General features: G+C 49.1%; 14 protein-coding genes. 5 read left to right on the top strand and 9 right to left on the bottom strand.

All coding sequences use genetic code 11. From position 1 onward, the window contains the following. Position 1: 1 nt before the first annotated feature. Together lptG and lptF are read right to left on the bottom strand one after the other, a co-directional pair. Positions 2 to 1,066 carry an LPS export ABC transporter permease LptG gene (lptG, locus tag MHM89_RS09645; RefSeq protein ID WP_239408676.1) on the bottom strand — a complete coding sequence of 355 codons (1,065 nt, stop codon included), beginning with the start codon at positions 1,064 to 1,066 and terminating at the stop codon, positions 2 to 4. Next, on the bottom strand, positions 1,063 to 2,175 hold the full coding sequence (gene lptF / locus MHM89_RS09640) for an LPS export ABC transporter permease LptF (protein ID WP_022946286.1): 1,113 nt from the start codon (positions 2,173 to 2,175) through the stop codon (positions 1,063 to 1,065). The genes lptG and lptF overlap by 4 nt, the downstream gene beginning before the upstream one ends. A gap of 243 nt (positions 2,176 to 2,418) precedes the next feature. Between lptF and pepA the strand changes: the two genes are divergently transcribed. The 3 genes from pepA to MHM89_RS09625 all read left to right on the top strand — a co-directional run bounded on the left by pepA (position 2,419) and on the right by MHM89_RS09625 (position 7,336). Beyond that, positions 2,419 to 3,933 (top strand): leucyl aminopeptidase, encoded by a 1,515-nt coding sequence (gene pepA, locus MHM89_RS09635; RefSeq protein WP_022946287.1) that lies wholly within the window; start codon positions 2,419 to 2,421, stop codon positions 3,931 to 3,933. A 105-nt stretch (positions 3,934 to 4,038) separates the two neighbouring features. Beyond that, complete coding sequence (locus tag MHM89_RS09630) at positions 4,039 to 4,473, top strand: DNA polymerase III subunit chi (RefSeq protein ID WP_026111300.1); 435 nt, start codon at positions 4,039 to 4,041, stop codon at positions 4,471 to 4,473. A 16-nt stretch (positions 4,474 to 4,489) separates the two neighbouring features. Beyond that, on the top strand, positions 4,490 to 7,336 hold the full coding sequence (locus MHM89_RS09625) for a valine--tRNA ligase (protein ID WP_239408675.1): 2,847 nt from the start codon (positions 4,490 to 4,492) through the stop codon (positions 7,334 to 7,336). 117 nt (positions 7,337 to 7,453) lie between these two features. Here MHM89_RS09625 and MHM89_RS09620 read toward each other — a convergent pair whose 3' ends face one another. After that, the gene (locus MHM89_RS09620) at positions 7,454 to 8,713 is read right to left on the bottom strand and encodes an outer membrane protein transport protein (protein ID WP_130148491.1); all 1,260 of its coding nucleotides are present in this window, start codon (positions 8,711 to 8,713) and stop codon (positions 7,454 to 7,456) included. Between the two features lie 231 nt (positions 8,714 to 8,944). On the opposite strand from MHM89_RS09620, the gene MHM89_RS09615 reads away from it, so the two are divergent. Next, positions 8,945 to 9,274 (top strand): hypothetical protein, encoded by a 330-nt coding sequence (locus MHM89_RS09615; protein WP_138547988.1) that lies wholly within the window; start codon positions 8,945 to 8,947, stop codon positions 9,272 to 9,274. On the opposite strand, the gene MHM89_RS09610 is transcribed toward MHM89_RS09615, so the two are convergent. From MHM89_RS09610 to MHM89_RS09600, 3 genes are all read right to left on the bottom strand, one after another. Continuing rightward, a complete protein-coding gene (locus MHM89_RS09610; protein WP_151173134.1) occupies positions 9,234 to 10,475 on the bottom strand; it encodes an HD-GYP domain-containing protein in 1,242 nt (413 codons plus the stop codon). The genes MHM89_RS09615 and MHM89_RS09610 overlap by 41 nt on opposite strands. 87 nt (positions 10,476 to 10,562) lie before the next feature. Continuing rightward, on the bottom strand, positions 10,563 to 10,898 hold the full coding sequence (gene rraB / locus MHM89_RS09605; protein ID WP_022946294.1) for a ribonuclease E inhibitor RraB: 336 nt from the start codon (positions 10,896 to 10,898) through the stop codon (positions 10,563 to 10,565). Further along, positions 10,898 to 11,602 (bottom strand): 1-acylglycerol-3-phosphate O-acyltransferase, encoded by a 705-nt coding sequence (locus tag MHM89_RS09600; RefSeq protein WP_239408734.1) that lies wholly within the window; start codon positions 11,600 to 11,602, stop codon positions 10,898 to 10,900. The genes rraB and MHM89_RS09600 overlap by 1 nt, the downstream gene beginning before the upstream one ends. Positions 11,603 to 11,862: 260 nt before the next feature. Between MHM89_RS09600 and katG the strand changes: the two genes are divergently transcribed. Next, positions 11,863 to 14,025, top strand: a complete 2,163-nt coding sequence (gene katG, locus MHM89_RS09595; RefSeq protein ID WP_239408674.1) for a catalase/peroxidase HPI — start codon at positions 11,863 to 11,865, stop codon at positions 14,023 to 14,025. Between the two features lie 45 nt (positions 14,026 to 14,070). Here katG and parC read toward each other — a convergent pair whose 3' ends face one another. From parC to MHM89_RS09580, 3 genes are read right to left on the bottom strand one after another with little or no spacing between them, the layout of a single operon-like run. After that, the gene (gene parC / locus MHM89_RS09590) at positions 14,071 to 16,371 is read right to left on the bottom strand and encodes a DNA topoisomerase IV subunit A (protein WP_239408673.1); all 2,301 of its coding nucleotides are present in this window, start codon (positions 16,369 to 16,371) and stop codon (positions 14,071 to 14,073) included. Between the two features lie 16 nt (positions 16,372 to 16,387). Beyond that, complete coding sequence (locus tag MHM89_RS09585; protein WP_022946298.1) at positions 16,388 to 17,482, bottom strand: PQQ-dependent sugar dehydrogenase; 1,095 nt, start codon at positions 17,480 to 17,482, stop codon at positions 16,388 to 16,390. Beyond that, on the bottom strand, positions 17,475 to 19,346 hold the full coding sequence (locus MHM89_RS09580) for a GGDEF domain-containing protein (protein ID WP_239408672.1): 1,872 nt from the start codon (positions 19,344 to 19,346) through the stop codon (positions 17,475 to 17,477). Before MHM89_RS09580 ends, MHM89_RS09585 begins: the two co-directional genes overlap by 8 nt. Positions 19,347 to 19,403: the final 57 nt, after the last annotated feature.

Raw genomic sequence — 19,403 nt, 5'->3', positions numbered from 1 at the left:
TTTAATTGCGCCGCTTCAGTAGATAGCTTGAGAAGATAATAAACAACATGCTCGGTAGCACCGCCCCCACAAATGCGGGGATCTGATACACCGTCACAATAGGGCCGAAGATACGGTCGGTCAGGTGGAAAGCAATACCTGTGACCACCCCCATCACGATACGCGCCCCCATGGTTACGGTGCGCAGCGGCCCAAAAATAAATGACAGCGCAACAAGCAGCATCACTGCCAAAGACACGGGCTGCATAATCTTGCGCCACAATGCCAACTCGTAAGCGGTGGTGTCTTGGTCGTTGTGCTGCAAATACTGCAAGTAAGACCACAGCCCTTTGAATGACAAGGTTTCAGGCTTCACCGATACCACTCCCAATTTTTCAGCGGTGAGCTGTGAGTCGTAAAATTGTTCTTCGGCGAAGTTTTCTCTAATTTGCGCCGCATCAACATGTAACTCTTTGACTTTACGCAGCATCCAGCCACCTTCGCGATAAAGCGCTCGATCAGCAAAGGTGATCTTTTCCAGCTCTAAGTCTTTATCAAAGTGATACATACGCACGCCGTTGAGTTGCCCTTGTTGGTCAACATCCTCAATGTTGACGAAAACATCACCATCTTTGGCCCACACGCCTTGCTTGGCGCTGTATACATCACCGCCGTATATAGCATGCGAACGCAGTTGTTTGGCGGTTTGCTCGGCCTTGGGTACGCCCCACTCGGCCATGGCCATCATCAGCAAGGCTAATACCACCGCCGTTTTCATCACCGAGGCAATGACCTGCAAGCGTGACATGCCCGCCGCCTGCATCACGACCAACTCGCTGTTTGAAGCCAAAGCCCCGAGCCCGGTGAGTCCGCCTATCAACGCCGCCATAGGGAAAAAGACCACTACATCGCCAGGCACCGTATACAGGGTATATAACAGCGCATCCATAATGTCGTAGCTGCCACGCCCCACTGATTTAAGCTGCTCAATAAACTTAATGAGGGTACTGATCCCCACCAGAACCAATAGGGCGAACCCCGTGGTTTGCATAATGCTGCGCCCTAAATACCAATCGAGTGTTTTCATACTGCGGCCTCTCGCTTAGTTAGGATGGAGCGCAGCCACACGCCAAGCGGCCGCCCTTTGATAATGAGGAATGCGCCAATAAACAGCGCACTAAGATGCACCCACCATAGGCCAATCGAGGGCGGAATTTTGCCATCTTCCAAGGCAAACTTAGCGGCATTCAATAAAATAAAATACCCTAGGTACAGGCTGATCGCCGGCACTAGTTTGGCAAATTTACCTTGGCGCGGGTTCACCACGCTCAAAGGCACGGCGATAAGCGTTAATAACGGAATAGACAGCGGAATGGCTAAGCGCCATTGAAACTGTGAGATAGCTTCATTGCTATCTTGCTCTAACAACTTGGCGGTGGGCACAGCTTCCAGCTTACGACGCTGGTGTTCAATGGCTTGCTCGCGGATCTGCACCTGATAGCTATCAAACTCGGTATGTTGCATGTTCAGTGCGCGAGCCTGGGTTTCGTAGCGCTGCCCCTGACGCAGGATCAACTGCTGTTCGCCGTTATCACGTTCGATAACCTGCCCTTGCTCGGCATACACGACCTGAGACTGTTGCTGGCCTTCACCACGAGGCAACTGCGCCACAAACACCTTATTTAAAACGCGTCCGCCATCGTCCATATCATGAATAAAGACCACCGCTTTTTCATTCCCTGTTTCCTGAAACCGCCCGGCACGCAAGGCAGAAAGGCCGGCATCGGCTTGCGCCCGCTCCTTTAACTGGTATTCCTTTTCACTGGCCCAAGGGGCTAAATACAAGGTCATGGCACCGGCTAAAATCGCCAAAGCGGTGCTTGAGATTAAGGTGATACGCACCACATACCATTCACTGACGCCACAGGCTTTAAGAACCGTCATTTCGCTGTCAGCATACACGCGGCTATAAGCGAGGATAATACCTAAAAAGATACTTAGCGGCAGAATCAACGAGGCTAATTGCGGCAGCTTTAGTGCCACCATAGAAAGCACTAATTTTGCAGGAATACTGCCCTCAGATGCATCGCCTAGAATCACGACGAATTTTTGGCTGATAAAAATGGTCATTAAGGTCAAGAAAACAGCAACCTGAGACTTGAAAACTTCAGCGGTTAAGTATCGAAAAATCAGCAATGTCCGCCCCTAAAAACGTCGTGTTTCACTGGCATAGTAGGAAAATTTGAGTAAACTAGTTGTTTTAGTCACTTTATTATATGTCAAGCGCATTAAATATCATACCTAAGGCATGTAATTGTCTACACTTTAGTTAGTGGATTGATAAATGCGTAAATAGTTCACGACAATAGTAAGTAGGTGAACAGCGCCTTGGCTGGCAAACGCCCCAAGGGCTGACTTTTCCTCTAATTAGGAGTCACAATGGAATTTAGCGTAAAAAGTGGTAGCCCAGAGAAGCAACGCAGCGCTTGTATTGTAGTGGGTGTTTACGAGCCACGCCGCTTATCCCCTATCGGCGAGCAACTGGACCAAATCAGTGAAGGCTACATCTCTAACCTTTTACGTCGCGGCGACTTAGAAGGTAAGCCGGGGCAAACGCTATTATTACACCATGTACCGAATGTGCTAAGTGAGCGCGTACTACTTGTAGGTTGTGGTAAAGAGCGCGAGCTAGACGACAAACAGTATAAGCAAATCATTTCCAAAACCATTAATACCCTGAATGAAACTGGGGCCATGGAGGCGGTGTGCTTTTTAACAGAGCAGCATGTAAAAAGCCGCGATACGTATTGGAAAGTACGCCAAGCTGTTGAGACGACACAAGATTGCTTATACACCTTTAACCAGCTGAAAAGTAAAAAAAGCGATCCACGCCGACCACTGCGGAAAATTGTTTTTAACGTACCAACGCGCCGCGAATTGCCGATTGGCGAAAGTGCTATTGAGCATGGTTTAGCTATCGCTTCAGGAGCCAAACTCTGTAAAGATGTCGCCAATATGCCGCCAAATATCTGTAACCCACGTTACTTAGGCGAGCAAGCGAAAAGCTTAGAAGAAGAGTTCGAGAACGTCACCGTTAACTTGGTCGGCGAGCAAGAAATGGAAGAACTCGGCATGCACTCGTACCTTGCCGTAGGCCGTGGAAGTGCTAACGAGTCAGTGATGTCGGTGATTCACTACAATGGCGGCGCAGAAGGCGCGGCACCGATAGTGCTGGTAGGTAAAGGCCTGACTTTCGACTCCGGCGGTATTTCAATTAAGCCAGGCGAAGCCATGGACGAGATGAAATACGACATGGGCGGTGCAGCTGGGGTTATCGGCACCATGCGCTCCATTGCCAAAATGCAACTGCCCATTAATGTGATTGGTGTGCTTGCAGGCTGTGAAAACATGCCCAGCTCCAATGCCTATCGCCCGGGTGATATTCTAACCACGATGTCGGGGCAGACCGTTGAAGTCCTTAATACCGACGCCGAGGGACGCTTAGTATTGTGTGATGCCCTCACCTATGTGGAGGCATTCGACCCCGATACCGTGATTGACGTAGCCACCCTTACTGGCGCGTGTATCATTGCCCTGGGTGCTCATGCAACCGGCATGCTCTCTAACCATAATCCTTTGGCACATGACCTTCTTAAAGCCTCTGAGCAAAGTGGCGATCGTGCTTGGCAGCTGCCGCTATGGGATGACTATCATGAGCAGTTAGAAAGCCCGTTTGCTGATTTCACTAACTTAGGCGGTCGCGCCGCAGGCACTATTACCGCTGCCTGCTTCTTATCTAAGTTCACCAAAAAGTATAACTGGGCGCACTTAGATATTGCCGGTACGGCGTGGCGCAGCGGTGGCAAAACCAAAGGCGCCACGGGGCGTCCTGTGCCAATGCTAACGCAATATTTGATTAACCGCGCTGGGGTATTGGATAACCCGCAAGATTAATCACTGCGATATCACTTCAAGCCCCTTTTTTAAGGGGCTTATTCATTGATGCAGGGGCGTGATTGTGTCAAAATTGGCGGATTAACGAGCCGCGTAGAGGGCGCAATGCACGCGTTATTTTACCTGCTAGAACATGCCGATGAGCCGGGCAGCGACGTACCGGCTCATTTTGATCTTGGCGCTCGCTTGGCGTGCGAGCAATATCGCCAAGGACAACGGGTATTTATCTTTGTTGATAATCGCGACGATGCTCATCTTGTTGATCAGCACCTATGGGCATTTGACGCCGATAGCTTTGTGCCCCACAACCTCCAAGGTGAAGGGCCTCGCGCCGGTGCCGCTGTGGAGATAGGGCAAACCCCGCCTGTGTCACGGCGCAGCGTACTGATCAACTTAGCATCAAGCGTGCCCGATTTTATACGTCGCTTTGATACGGTGTTTGACTTTGTGCCAGCCGATGACACACGCAAACACCAAGCACGAGCAAGATATAAGCAGTTACGCGACTTAGGCGCGCAGCTGGCAACACAAAAAGTTTAAGTTAAGGTTCTGGGCAATGGATAAAACCTATAATCCGCAAGATATTGAACAATCCCTCTATCAGAAGTGGGAAGAAAACGGCTACTTTAAGCCAAGTGGTGAAGGCGACTCATACTCAATTATGATCCCACCACCAAATGTCACCGGCAGCCTACATATGGGCCACGCCTTCCAGGACACCATCATGGATACCTTAATCCGTTTCAAGCGGATGCAAGGGAATAATACATTGTGGCAGGTTGGTACCGACCATGCCGGGATCGCGACACAAATGGTGGTCGAGCGTAAACTCGCCGCCGAGGAAAATAAAACACGCCATGACCTAGGTCGTGATGCCTTTATCGATAAAATCTGGCAATGGAAGAATGAATCTGGCGGCACCATCACCAAGCAGCTACGTCGTTTAGGCGCCTCGGTGGATTGGGACCGTGAACGCTTCACTATGGATGACGGCCTATCTGAAGCGGTTAAAGAAGTCTTTGTGCGCCTGTATAAAGACGACTTAATTTACCGTGGTAAGCGCCTGGTTAACTGGGATCCAAAACTACACACCGCTATTTCTGACCTTGAAGTTGAAAACAAAGACAAGCAAGGGCATATGTGGAATATGCGCTATCCATTGGCCGATGGCGTCAAAACTCAGGATGGCAAAGATTACATCGTCGTCGCCACCACTCGCCCAGAAACCATGCTCGGCGATACTGGTGTGGCCGTAAACCCTGATGACGAGCGTTACCAGAACCTCATTGGCAAAGAAATCTTGCTGCCTATCGTGAACCGCCGTATTCCTATCGTTGCCGATGAGCATGCCGATATGGAAAAAGGCACCGGCTGTGTGAAAATCACCCCAGCGCATGACTTCAACGATAATGAAGTCGGTAAACGCCACCAGTTGCCGATGATTAACGTATTCAACAAAGATGCGGCAATTCTAAGCGAAGGCGAAACCTTTACCTTTGATGGCAAACCACTGCAGCTAGACGCCCCTATCCCTGAGCGCTTCCACGGCTTAGACCGTTTTGATGCGCGTAAGCAAGTGGTTGCTGAGTTCGAGCAGGCTGGGTTATTAGAAAAGATTGACGATCACAGCTTAACCGTGCCCTACGGCGATCGCTCTGGGGTGGTGATTGAGCCCCTACTTACCGACCAATGGTATGTGCGCGTTGCGCCACTGGCCGAGCCGGCTATCAAAGCCGTTGAAGACGGTGATATTGAGTTTGTACCAAAGCAATACGAAAACATGTACTTTTCTTGGATGCGCGACATTCAAGACTGGTGTATTTCACGCCAGCTATGGTGGGGCCACCGTATTCCAGCGTGGTACGACAACGACGGCAACGTGTATGTTGGACGCGATGAAGCAGAAGTGCGCCGCGAGCATAACCTCGATGACGATGTCACGCTCAGCCAAGATGACGACGTACTCGATACTTGGTTCTCATCAGCATTGTGGACCTTCTCAACCCTTGGTTGGCCGAACAACGTTGAAGACTTAAAAGTATTCCATCCATCTAACGTGTTGGTCACTGGTTTCGACATCATTTTCTTCTGGGTTGCCCGTATGATTATGATGACTCTGCATTTCATCAAAGATGACAACGGCAAGCCTCAGGTACCATTTAAAACCGTTTATGTGACTGGCCTGATTCGCGATGAGAATGGCGATAAAATGTCGAAGTCTAAGGGTAACGTGCTTGACCCACTGGACATGATTGACGGCATCGATTTAGAAAGCCTAGTGACTAAGCGCACCGGCAACATGATGCAGCCACAACTGGCGAAGAAAATCGAAAAGAACACCCGCAAAACCTTCGCTGAGGGCATTGAGCCGCATGGCACCGATGCCTTGCGTTTCACTCTTGCAGCCATGGCGTCAACAGGTCGTGATATCAACTGGGATATGAACCGCCTAGAAGGTTACCGTAACTTCTGTAACAAGCTATGGAACGCTAGCCGTTACGTGCTTATGAACACCGAAGAGCAAGATTGCGGCTTCAACGATGCACAGCGCGAGTACTCGCTGGCGGATCGCTGGATTCAAGGGCAGTTCCAACAAACCGTGAAAACCTTCACTGAACACTTGGACAACTACCGTTTTGACCTTGCTGCTAACACGATTTACGAGTTCACCTGGAACCAGTTCTGTGACTGGTACCTCGAGCTAACTAAACCCGTGTTATTTAAAGGCACCGAGACCCAGCAACGCGGTACTCGCCATACGCTGATCACTGTGCTTGAAGGGCTACTGCGTTTGATGCACCCATTAATGCCATATATCACCGAAACCATTTGGCAGCGTGTGGCTCCGCTTGCAGGTATCCATGCCGATACCATTATGACCCAAGCGTTCCCTGCGTTTGAGCAAGATAAAGTCGATAGCACCGCGATGGCCGATTTGGAGTGGATGAAACAATTTATTGTCGCCATTCGTAATATTCGCGGTGAAATGGACATTAGCCCAAGCAAACCATTGAACGTGTTGCTTGCTCAGGCTTCTGCCGAGGATACTCGTCGCTTACAAGAAAATCAGACGTTCCTAGCCGCCCTAGCCAAGCTAGAAGATGTGACCGTGCTTGATAACGTCGACGACGCGCCAGCGTGTGCGACCGCCTACGTGGGTCAACTCGAGATCATGATCCCCATGGCTGGGCTGATTGATGTAGACGCTGAGTTAGCGCGTATTGCTAAGCAATTGGAAAAAGCTGAAAAAGGTCTGGCTCAAGTTGAGAAAAAGCTCGCTAACGAGAAGTTTGTCAACAATGCGCCTGAAGCCGTACTTGAAAAAGAAAAGTCGAAGCTGGCAGAGTACAGCGAAGCCAAGGCGAAATTGCTCGAGCAAAAAGCAAAAATCGAAAGCCTGTAAAACTATTAGGCAACAATCATAACGCGAGCTCAGGCTCGCGTTTTTTATGTCCACGTCACATACAAACAAGCATAAAAAAAGCCAAGCAGTTGCTTGGCTTTTTCATCTCAGCATTGCTTAGAAGCTGTAGTTGTACTGTGCACCAACCAGGTAAGCATGGCCTTCTGATTCAAAGCCCCACTGCTGCCCTAGGTTGTCACCTTCAACAAAGTTTTGGGTTTTACCGCGTAAAATACTGGCACCTAAATCAACGCTAGACGCTTCATCGATAAACCATTCCGCACCAAAAGAGAGCCAGAAGCGGTCGGTATCTGGGATAGAGATAGACAGATGCTTCTGCGCCACTGGCGATTCATCAAAGGCTAAACCAGCACGCAATTTAATATCGTTTGTTAGCTGGTAGTCACCACCGATTGACACACGGATTGAATCCGAGAAGTCTTCGTTTTTGCTAAATACCGGTCCCTCACTCACTGGCACATAGGCTTCAAGCTTGTCAAAGCTACTCCAGCCTGTCCAAAGCACACTGTAGTGTAGGCCATAATCTTGGTTTAACTGATGTGAGCCTGAGAATTCAGCAATCGCTGGCAAGGTTAAATCAACCGTACCAGGTAAAGTTTGCCCGTTAAGGCCACCCAATGCTGCCGGAAGCTGATTGGTGTAGTCACCTTCAAATGTGAGGTCTGTTTCACTGCGATAGTGGAAGCCAAGGCGGTTGTCACTATCTAGGTCATAGGCCAGGCCTACATTCCAGCCAAAGCCATAGTCGTCGCCCTCAAGGTGAACCGCTTCTAAGCTTGCCGGTGCACCTAACGGGTTTGCGCCAAGGTTACGGACAATCTTTGCATCGGCGTACACGTGGTTAACACCCAGTGCCAAGGTAAGAGCTTCGTCCACCTTATAAGAAACCGATACATTAGAGTTAATGGTGACGATTTCAGTTTCACCAGCTAGCTGGCCTGCCGCATAATCACTGGCAAACTCAGTAGCTAAACCAAAGTTAGAGAAGGCACCAAAGCCTACTGCCACCTTATCGTTTACCGGGAGCACAAAGTAACCGGCAGGGATCACCGCGCTAGGGGCGATGCTATCGTCGTTTAACACATTAGGGTTTAGGCCATTGTTGGTGCTTTCGCCTTCAAGGCTCACGTCTGGCTCGACATAAATTGCCGCCACGCTCAACTGTGCCGTTTCAAATTGCGACATCAGTGCGGGGTTACGGGCAACCACGGATGCATCATCAGCAATGGCTGCTTCACCGGCGTAGGCACGGCCTAAGCCTGACGCATTTTGCTCTGCCAGCTGAAAAGCGGCAGCGAAAGATTCTGTTGATAATAGCGCCAATGAAGCCGCTAAAATTGTCTTTTTGAATTGCATACTTCTTTCTCATTGTTGTCATTTTAACTGGCATACACTAGCGTATTTCATGCAAAAAAACTGTTAAATATGGTTAACATAGCGTAATTTAAGGGCAATATTTACATAATTTTACGATTTTAAAGACTGATTAGACCTCAAACACTCAAATGATATAAATTCTCATTATCATTGACTATTTATCTAATATCGCTACACTGCGGGTATTAAAAAAGTGAACAGGAATGTCCTATGGTGCTCGTTATAATGCTTATTTTGGTTGCGCTGGTGTTTTGCGCTATCAGTGTATTTGCATTTTTACGTGCGAACTACTGCGCCTGCCACCATCAAGGCGAGTGCGACAACCCGGTCAGCCAATATTGGCTTGCTTCAATGCTGGCCTCGCTGGTAAGTTTGGGACTGTGTTGTATTGCCCTGCATACGACACAAGGCACTATGGTATGGTTTATACTAACGGGGAGTTGTTTTAGTGGCGCATTAATCGCTGCTAAGCGCCAAGGAAAAAAGCAGTGTGAGCGTGCTAAGGCAGCAAGTGCTCCTTTAACAAACGAGACAAATTAAGGTCAAACTCTAAGGGAGAGGTGCTACCCAAGATTTTGATATCGTCTTTGCTGATACTCAAATCGACGTCTTTGGCGGTAATGTGGTGACGGTGCTGAGTGTTATAAAACACCCGTACCTTAGGTTTGATAGGATTAGCCTCGTTGCCCTGCACTACTAATGCCAGACGCTCATTGGTAAGTTTGACCAAGGTTCCCACAGGATGGATCCCGACACATTTTATAAAGCGCTGTACTAGGGCTTGGTCAAACATCGCCTTTTGCGCTAATAAGAAACGCAGTGCCGTTAGCGGCTCCTCACCTTTTTTATAGGGCTTATCTGCCACCATTGCCGCATACACATCCACCAGCGCTAAAATACGTGCTTCACGAGATAATTTATCGGCTTTGATACCACGCGGGTAGCCGCTGCCGTCTAACCGCTCATGATGGTTAACAACCATTTCTAACATCATGCTGGAGATGTGCTTTTGCCCTTTAAGCATGGTTAGGCTCAGCGCCACGTGTTTACGTACCGCCTTGGTTTCGAGCTCAGTGAGTTTACCTGGCTTTGATAGAATTCCTTGCGGTACTTTGGCAAGACCAATGTCATGCAACAAGGCCGCTAACGCCATTTGCCGCACTTTATTAATTTCGAAACCTAAATATTTGGCAAAAATAGCGGTCAAAATGGCGCAATTCATCATATGACGCCAAGTGTAGCTATTTCTATCGCGCAGCAGTGTCAGCGCGGCCATAGCGTCTGGATTACGAAAAACTGAGTCAACAATATCATCAGCGATACCACTGAGTAGTGCCATATTGACTTGCATGCCTGAGGTCAGCTCGTTGTACATGGCACGCAGTTTACCCAAGCTTTGATCATAACAAGTGCTAGCGATGAGGAACTCTTGCTCTAACGTCGCCTGACTGTGATCACGGTCACTAAGCTTCGGCTTTTCTGCTTGGCTTGCGATATCTTGCGACTCGCCAGTGTGTTCTTTCTTAGACTTGGGTTTTAAATGCGTGGGAATGGGGATATCGCTTTGTGCGAAATCGATGGTCAGCTCTTCCACTCCCTCACTCAGCAGGCGCTTAATGATGGAAGCATCTCTGACCATGCCCCGGGTTTTTATCTTTATTGACGCACCTTGGGCCTGCTTATTTACCCGGTCAACAAACATGCCGGGTTTTAGCTCGCTAATAGGTAAGGAGATCAACATAGGGGACTGTACGAAAGCTGAATAAACTCAGATAAAATTACCACTAAATGGTAAATAAAGTCCATAAAAGGTGGTTAAAACCACCCTTTAGTCTTGGAAGTAAGTGCCCCAGCCATCGTATTCCACGCCGTTATCGGCGGCAATTGCTACCAGCTTATCAACATCTTCCATAATAACGTCGGCATCGAGCTCAGACTCAACCACCACATCAAAGCCCCAGATAGTTCCCCCTTCTTCGAGTTCCAACTCAGCTGGTTCTTCCACATCAAAGCCAGCCTTAAAAGCAGCTAACGCGGCGTTTTCTAGGGCATTAAAATCTTCACACACAAAGTGGTGTTCTACCTCATATAAAATTTCCGGATTAGAGCCATCTTCAAGTAGGGATTCGACAATTTCTTCGCTAATTTCGCGCCAGTTTTCCATTATGTTCTCTCATTCAATTGCGCCAGTGTCTGAGCCATCAAGGCATGGAAATGATCCGCATATTCGCGCGGGCTCATCGAGGCATCCAATAATTGTGGCGCCAGCATTTTGATGTAAATAGTACCATTATCCCAGCGATTTAGCTTGATGGTTTTGTGGGTATCGCTCATTACTACCGGCACCACAGGGACCCCGGCATTAAGTGCGGTGTGGAACGCGCCGGTTTTAAATGGCAACAAGCCACGACCATAACTACGGGTGCCCTCTGGAAACATCCACAGTGATAACCCGCCTTTTTTGAGCTTTTCGGTGGTTTTAGCAATGGTGGCCATCGCCCGTGAACGATTTGCACGATCGATAAGAATATTGCCCGACAACCAATAAATTTGGCCAAAAAATGGGATCCATTTTAAGCTTTTTTTACCCAAACTTACGGTATTACGCTGCAGCGCACCGGGGAGTAAAAATAAATCATAGTTATTCTGATGGTTGGCAACATAGACCGCAGGCGAACCAGTCACAATGGCTGGGTCTTTCTCAATAACAACATTCACCCCCAGCAACTTAGGCATCTTTGCATACCAGCTACCAATCACCCGCACGTTGTCACCGTGAAACGGGCGTACCAAGCACAAGATAAACCCCGCGATAAAGCTTAAGAGGACAAACATAGCCATGGCTAACAAACGCAATAAAGCCAGCACGATAAACTCCACATAACCTGAATTGTCGGCATTATACATAGGCGAATTATTTTAAGCGAACACTTGTACGCTGTTATTGCTTTCTCACTAAGTGCGCTATACGTGTTGGAAAAAAGCGATGCCACGCATCGGTTTTTATCGTTTCCAATTTCGCTGTCATTAAGGCCTTATAGACTACACTTGTTTAATCTTAGTTCATCTCCACAGCTCTATAGTAAGTGAATGAATTTATTACCGTTAGATTCCTTAAGGAGGACGATATGGGTAAGTGTCCAGTGATGCATGGCAGCCAAACCACGCAAGCAAAACCTAATACTGATTGGTGGCCCAACGCACTCAACCTCGATATTTTGCATCAGCACGATAGCAAAACAAGCCCCTACGGCGAGCATTTTAATTACGCTGAGGAGTTCAAAAAGCTCGACTTAGAGGCGGTGAAAAACGATCTTAAAACACTGATGACTGACAGCCAGGCATGGTGGCCTGCCGACTGGGGCCATTATGGTGGGTTGATGATTCGTATGGCTTGGCACTCCGCAGGCTCATATCGCCTTGCTGATGGTCGCGGCGGGGGTGGTACCGGTAACCAACGCTTTGCTCCGCTTAATTCATGGCCTGATAATGCCAATTTGGATAAAGCACGGCGATTACTGTGGCCTATCAAGAAAAAGTACGGTAACAAACTCTCGTGGGCCGATTTAATGATCCTTGCCGGCAACATGGCCTATGAGTCCATGGGATTGAAAACCTTTGGTTTCGCCGGTGGCCGCGAGGATATTTGGCACCCAGAAAAAGACGTTTACTGGGGTGCGGAAAAAGAGTGGCTAGCACCGAGCGATGAGCGCTACGACAATGTTGAGAAGCCGCAAAGTATGGAAAACCCTCTCGCCGCCGTGCAAATGGGGCTTATCTACGTCAACCCTGAAGGGGTTAATGGCGAACCAGACCCGCTCAAGACCGCTGCGCAAGTCAGAGAGACATTTGCTCGCATGGCCATGGATGACGAAGAAACCGCAGCCTTGACCGTCGGTGGTCACACTGTCGGCAAAACCCACGGTAATGGCGATGCCGAAATACTTGGCCCCGAGCCCGAAGCCGCCGATGTTTTCGAACAAGGGCTGGGTTGGAATAACCACCACCAGCGCGGGATCGGTCGCGACACGGTCACTTCAGGATTAGAAGGAGCATGGACCACCTACCCAACAAAATGGGATAACGGGTATTGCCACCTACTGCTTAACTACGAATGGCAGCTCAAGAAAAGCCCTGCGGGCGCTTGGCAGTGGGAGCCTATCGATATGAAAGAGGAAGATAAGCCCGTTGATGTTGAAGACCCATCCATTCGCTGCAATCCGATCATGACCGACGCCGATATGGCGATGAAGCTTGACCCCAGCTATCGCAAAATCATCGAGCGCTTTCACAACGACTTTGATTACTTTAGCGATGTCTTCGCCCGCGCTTGGTTTAAACTAACCCATCGTGATTTAGGCCCTAAATCTCGTTACCTCGGCGTCGATGTGCCAAGTGAAGATTTAATTTGGCAAGACCCTATTCCTAGTGTCGATTACGTACTTAGTAGTTCCGAGCAGGCTGAACTTAAACAGCAAATACTGGCATGCCCAGTGAGTGCCGCCGACCTTATCTGCACCGCATGGGACAGTGCTCGCACCTTTCGTAGCTCAGACTATCGTGGCGGCGCCAATGGCGCGCGCATCCGTCTGGCACCACAAAAGGATTGGCTTGGCAACGAACCTGAACGCTTAAATCGAGTACTTGATGCCTTGACGCAATTGCAAAGCACCTTAGACAAACCCATTAGCATGGCCGACCTCATTGTTCTCGGTGGCACTGCAGCCATTGAGCAAGCGGCAAAAGCCGGGGGCGTAAATATCAATGTGCCCTTTAGCGCAGGGCGCGGCGATGCGACCGATGAGATGACCGATGGCGAGTCATTCGAGCCACTGGAACCTATTCATGATGGCTATCGCAACTGGTTAAAGCAAGACTACGCCGTTCCAGCGGAAGAGTTGTTACTTGAACGCACGCAGTTGATGGGCTTAACGGCACCGGAGATGACCGTGTTATTAGGGGGAATGCGTATGTTAGGCACTAATCATGGTGGCTCCAAGCACGGTGTGTTTACCGACCGTGAAGGGGTGCTGAGCAATGACTTCTTCGTCAACCTCACCGACATGGCATACCAGTGGCAGCCTAAAGAGAATGGTCTTTATGACATTGTTGAGCGCAGCACAGGCAAAGTGAAGTGGACCGCCACCCGCGTTGATCTGGTGTTTGGCTCAAACTCTATCCTGCGCAGTTATGCTGAGTTTTACGCTCAAGACGATAACAAAGAACGCTTTGTCCACGACTTTATCAAAGCCTGGGTTAAAGTAATGGACGCCGATCGCTTCGACTTGTAAATGACAAAAGCCGTTAAAGTAAAAAGAGGGCCAAGGCCCTCTTTTTTAATCTTCGCTAAGCATTTCCTCGTCGGGCGCTTCACTGGCTTTGGTGCTCAGCTCTATATCACAGCCATCCACACGCTGTAGACCACGCGGAAGCTTATTGCCTCGGCGTCCGCGCTCTCCATAATAGTGTTCGAGGTCTGCGGGCTTAAGCGTTAGTTTGCGCTTGCCTGCATGCAAGGTCACGCTAGCACCCTCGGGAACTACGGTGAGCAACTTCACATACTCTTCGCGCGCCTGTACCTTGGCACTGGGTATAGAGATAATTTTATTCCCTTTCCCTTTGGCGAGCTTAGGCAAGTCTCGTAATGGGAACAGTAACATGCGACCTTCACTGGAAATAGCCATGCAGTAGTCTTTACTGACATCGTTTACAGCAATGGGCTGGAGCAATAACCCGCCTTTAGGCAAGCTTACCAGTGCCTTACCATTTTTGTTCTTACTGACCAAATCGGCAAATTCAGCAACGAAGCCGTAACCGGCATCACTGGCCATCAGTAACAGTTGCTCATTCTCTGCCATCACCGCGTGTTCAAGTGTGGCACCCGCAGCGATATTAAAGCGCCCCGACATCGGTTCACCCTGGCTGCGCGCTGAGGGCAGACTGTGTGCGTCGGTGGCAAAGGCGCGGCCACTGGAGTCGAGGAATACCGCCGGCTGATTGCTCTTGCCTTTGGCGCTGGCTTTAAACTTATCGCCTGCGCGATAGTTTAAGCCCTCAGCATCCACTTCATGGCCTTTGGCCACCCGCGCCCAGCCTTTTTCGGAAAGCACCACAGTGACCGACTCTGAAGGGATTAGGTCTTTTTCGCTCAGAGCTTTGGCTTCTTCACGTTCAACTACAGGCGAGCGGCGATCATCACCGTATAACTCAGCCGCTTCTTGAATTTCTTTTTTCATTAGCGTCGACATACGGCGCTCTGAACCTAAGATCAGCTGCAGTTTGTCACGCTCTTGTTCTAACTCGTCTTGCTCGCCGCGAATTTTCATTTCTTCAAGCTTAGCAAGGTGGCGAAGTTTCAAATCGAGAATTGCTTCGGCTTGTTTTTCACTGAGGCCATAGCGCTCCATCAATACCGGCTTCGGCTCGTCCTCGCTGCGAATAATAGCTATGACTTCATCAATATTGAGATAGGCAATCATCAAGCCTTCGAGAATATGCAGTCGCGCGAGCACTTTATCTAGGCGGTACTGCAACCGTCGACGCACCGTATCACGACGGAAAGTCAGCCATTCGCTAAGGATACTGCGTAAGTCTTTCACTTGCGGTCGACCATCAAGGCCGATCATATTGAGGTTAACGCGGTAATTCTTTTCCAAATCCGTGGTGGCAAATAAATGCGCCATCAGCGGCTCGACTTTTACCCGGTTAGAACGCGGTACCACTACGATGCGGGTTGGGTTTTCATGATCCGACTCGTCGCGTAAATCGGCCACCATCGGCAGTTTCTTTGCCGTCATTTGGTTGGCGATTTGCTCTAACACCTTGGCGCCTGAGCACTGATGTGGCAATGCAGTGATCACCACTTCACCCTGCTCAATATGGTATTTAGCCCGCATTTTTAGTGAGCCACGGCCACTGGTGTAAAGCTTTTCAATGTCCGCCTTGGGAGTAATGATTTCTGCTTCGGTGGGGTAATCGGGTGCCTTAACCAGCTCCAGTAACTCCGCCAATTCAGTCTTGGGTTTATCCAATAACAGACAACAGGCATTAGCCAATTCGCGCACATTGTGCGGTGGAATATCGGTTGCCATGCCCACAGCAATACCCGTTACTCCATTAAGTAAAATGTGCGGTAAGCGTGCAGGCAGTACCTCAGGCTCCTTCATGGTGCCATCGAAGTTGGGGATCCAATCAGCGGTGCCCTGGCCTAACTCTTTTAGTAGTACCTCAGAGAATTTTGACAACCGCGCTTCGGTATAACGCATCGCAGCAAAAGACTTAGGATCGTCTGCGGCCCCCCAGTTACCTTGACCATCAACTAACGGGTAACGATATGAAAAAGGCTGTGCCATCAGTACCATAGCTTCATAGCAAGCACTATCACCATGGGGGTGGTACTTACCGAGCACATCACCCACAGTACGAGCGGACTTTTTATATTTCGCCGCTGCAGAGAGCCCCAACTCACTCATTGCGTAGACAATGCGCCGTTGCACGGGCTTCAGACCATCACCAATATGAGGTAAGGCCCGGTCCATGATCACATACATGGAATAATTGAGGTAGGCGTCTTCGGTGAAGCGCCCCATGGTAAGTTGCTCTATGCCTTGTTGTGACAAGGTCGTTGTTTGTGTCATTGATACTTACCCAAACTTACTTCTTGTTATAGTGCACGCGGTAAATCGCGTTAGCGTAATCATCGGAGACCAGCAAGCTGCCATCGGCCATTTGCACCATGGCAACGGGTCTGCCAAAGGTCTCTTCGTTTTCCATAAAACCGGTAATAAATGGCTCGTAGCCAGTCACTTGGCCATCTTCTACCTTAGCCATCATAACTCGGTAGCCCGCTTTTTTACTGCGGTTCCACGAACCATGCTCAGCCACAAAAAGCTGTTTGTCGTAGTCACTTGGAAATTGCTCACCAGTGTAAAAGTGAATACCTAGTGGTGCCACGTGAGCACCTAAATTTAGCGCTGGCTGAGTGTAATCGGCAGCGTTTTTGCCTTTGCCGAACTCCGGATCCGGGATTGTACCACCGTGGAAGTATGGAAAGCCAAAATGTTGCCCTACTTCATCGATACGGTTAATTTCACACGGCGGAATATCATCACCCATCATGTCACGACCGTTATCGCTAAACCACAGTTTGCCACTGTCTGGATGGTAATCGAAACCAACCGAATTACGCACCCCCTCTGCGAGGGTGGTAAGCTCTTTGCTCTCTAAGTTCAGGGAGAAAATACGGCCAAACTCAGGGTCTTCTGCGCAGACGTTACAGGGCACACCGACAGGCACAATGAGCTCACCGCTGGGAGCGAAGCGAATAAACTTCCAACCGTGGTGGCGCTTATCGGGAAACTTGTCATACACCACTTCTAGTTTGGCTTTATCAAGCTTGTTGTCGATATCATCAAAGCGAATAATGCGCTCTACCTCAGCAACGTACAGTGCTCCGTCTTTATAGGCTATGCCCGAAGGCATGTTAAGACCTTCAGCAATCAGCACCTGTTTGTCGGCACGGCCGTCTTGGTCTTTATCAATTAAGGCGTAAACATTACCCGCTTTACGCGAACCGGCATAGACCACACCGTTTTCGGAAATGGCTAGTTGCCGCGCGTTATCAACATTTAGCGCGTACGGCTCGATGGTGAAGCCTGCGGGAACCGACAGTCTGTCGGTGATATCTGTTGCCATCGCACTGCTGGCGAAAGTTAACCCAAGTAATGCACTAACAAGTTTGTTATTCATAAATCACCTTATTTCGACCGCTGTTTTTTGCTTGATAGAGTAGTTTGTCCACGGCGCTGAGCAGCGCTTTGGCAGAGTCATAATCATTACTGCGTTGCAGTACCCCAAAACTCGCCGTTACTCGTAACTCATGATTATTGCTTTTTACTGTATCCGAGCACAAACTATTGCGCAAACGCTCTGCGATCTCAACAGCTTGCTCAAGGTCGGTGTCTGGCAACACCACCAAAAACTCTTCCCCCCCTGTGCGCCCGAGCATATCGCTCTGGCGTACCATGTAGCTAAAACGTTTGGTCACACAGATTAATACATCGTCGCCAACGCTATGCCCAAACTCATCGTTAATACGTTTAAAATGATCAATATCGCAGGCGATCACAGAAAAAGGCTGATTGTCTTGCCATAAGCTATCGACTTTATCCATGATATGGCGACGATTTGCCACCGCCGTAAGACTATCGGTAACTGCAAGCGCGCGAAAGCGCTGTCGCAAACGATATTGTCGCCAAGAAAAAGCAAGCACGGTGATAAGCACTAAACTTCCGAGAAAAATGATTCCTTGCTGTAGTCGGTGCTGTCGCTCGGAAGCCTCGAGTTCTAGCTCTTGCAGTGACTGCTGCTGCGCCAAAATACGGTTATTAAGTTCTATTTGCTCGGTATCAAACTGCACTTTATGGCGCGCTTTGGCCACTGCTCCAACACTGTCGTAATGTTGTTCACTGGCCTGTATATACTGCTCTAACAAGTCCACCGCACTTGGGTAATCTTGCTGGCGCTTGGCCAATTGCGCTTTTAATTCAAGCAACTCCAAATTGCGATGAATACTGCCTTGCTCTGCTTGTGATTGCTGCTGTTGTTCAATGTTGCGCAATATATGCTGAGCCTCTTCAAGGCGGTTTTGTTGCAAGCGAATACGCGCTTGCAAAAATTGATGGGCACGCTCATTAGCTGCATCTTCAACCACCCAAACCCAGTGCTCACTTTTATCTAATGCTTGGTCTGCTTGTTCGGTTTTCCCCATCTGCGCATAAGCAAGCGCCAACCCAAAGTAGGTAAAGTATTTACCTTGTGGGTCGTCGCGCTTAGCCCCAAGCGGCAACATTGCTTGAAAGTATTCCAACGCTGTTTGGGGGTCATTGAGTTCGATGTAAATGGAGCCAATATTAAACAGCGACACCATTTGATCGAAGTACAAACCATGCTCGCTAAAATAATTAAGCGCTTTAGTTTGCATAGCCAATGCTTGGTCGTAATCGAACAGGTACTCATGGGTTTTCGCCATACTTGATTCAAGATACGCGATTTGCAACTCTGAGCCGTGCTCGAGTAACAACCGATAAGCCCGAGAGAAATAGCCCAATGCTTTTATCTCTTGGTCGTTGTATACGTAAAAAGTGCCGATGGCGCTGTACACTTCAGCTTGTAGAAGAGGGGCTAGGTCTTGGACTTGCTGCTCGGCTTGGCTGTAGAGTTCAGTAGCTGCGTCTAGCTTGCCTTGGCGGTCAAATAGCTGCGCACGGGCAAGTAACAGGAGTACTTGTTGTGACGGCCTAAGTTCATCTGCTGTGGCGATGAGCTTATCGGTTAAACGCTGTGCGTCGCTGTCGCGCCCTACAAGTAAGTAGTTGCTGACCAGCTCAAGTTCAAACGCTGCGCGTTGCAATGCGCTGAGCTCGCTGTGGTTATCAAGTAGTTGTTCGGTAAAGTTAACAGCTTCTACAGGGTCTTGAACGCTGTATTCATCCAATTGCTTGAGCTGCTGATTCAGCCACGCGTCGGAGTACTGCTCTGGCTCGCTTGCCAGCGCCGAGCCGACAAACACAAGCAATAGTATATGCTGGCAAAGCAGTAATACGCGTTTCATAGCTATCCTTAGTTTAATATGGTCTCGTTTAAATAGACCACACCGCAAGTAAAGGGA

Origin of the sequence: Pseudoalteromonas sp. CNC9-20 (assembly GCF_022347875.1) — a bacterium.
Lineage (GTDB): Bacteria > Pseudomonadota > Gammaproteobacteria > Enterobacterales > Alteromonadaceae > Pseudoalteromonas > Pseudoalteromonas ruthenica.
Note: the sequence above shows the minus strand (reverse complement) of the source record. Positions and strands in the feature narration are given on the sequence as shown.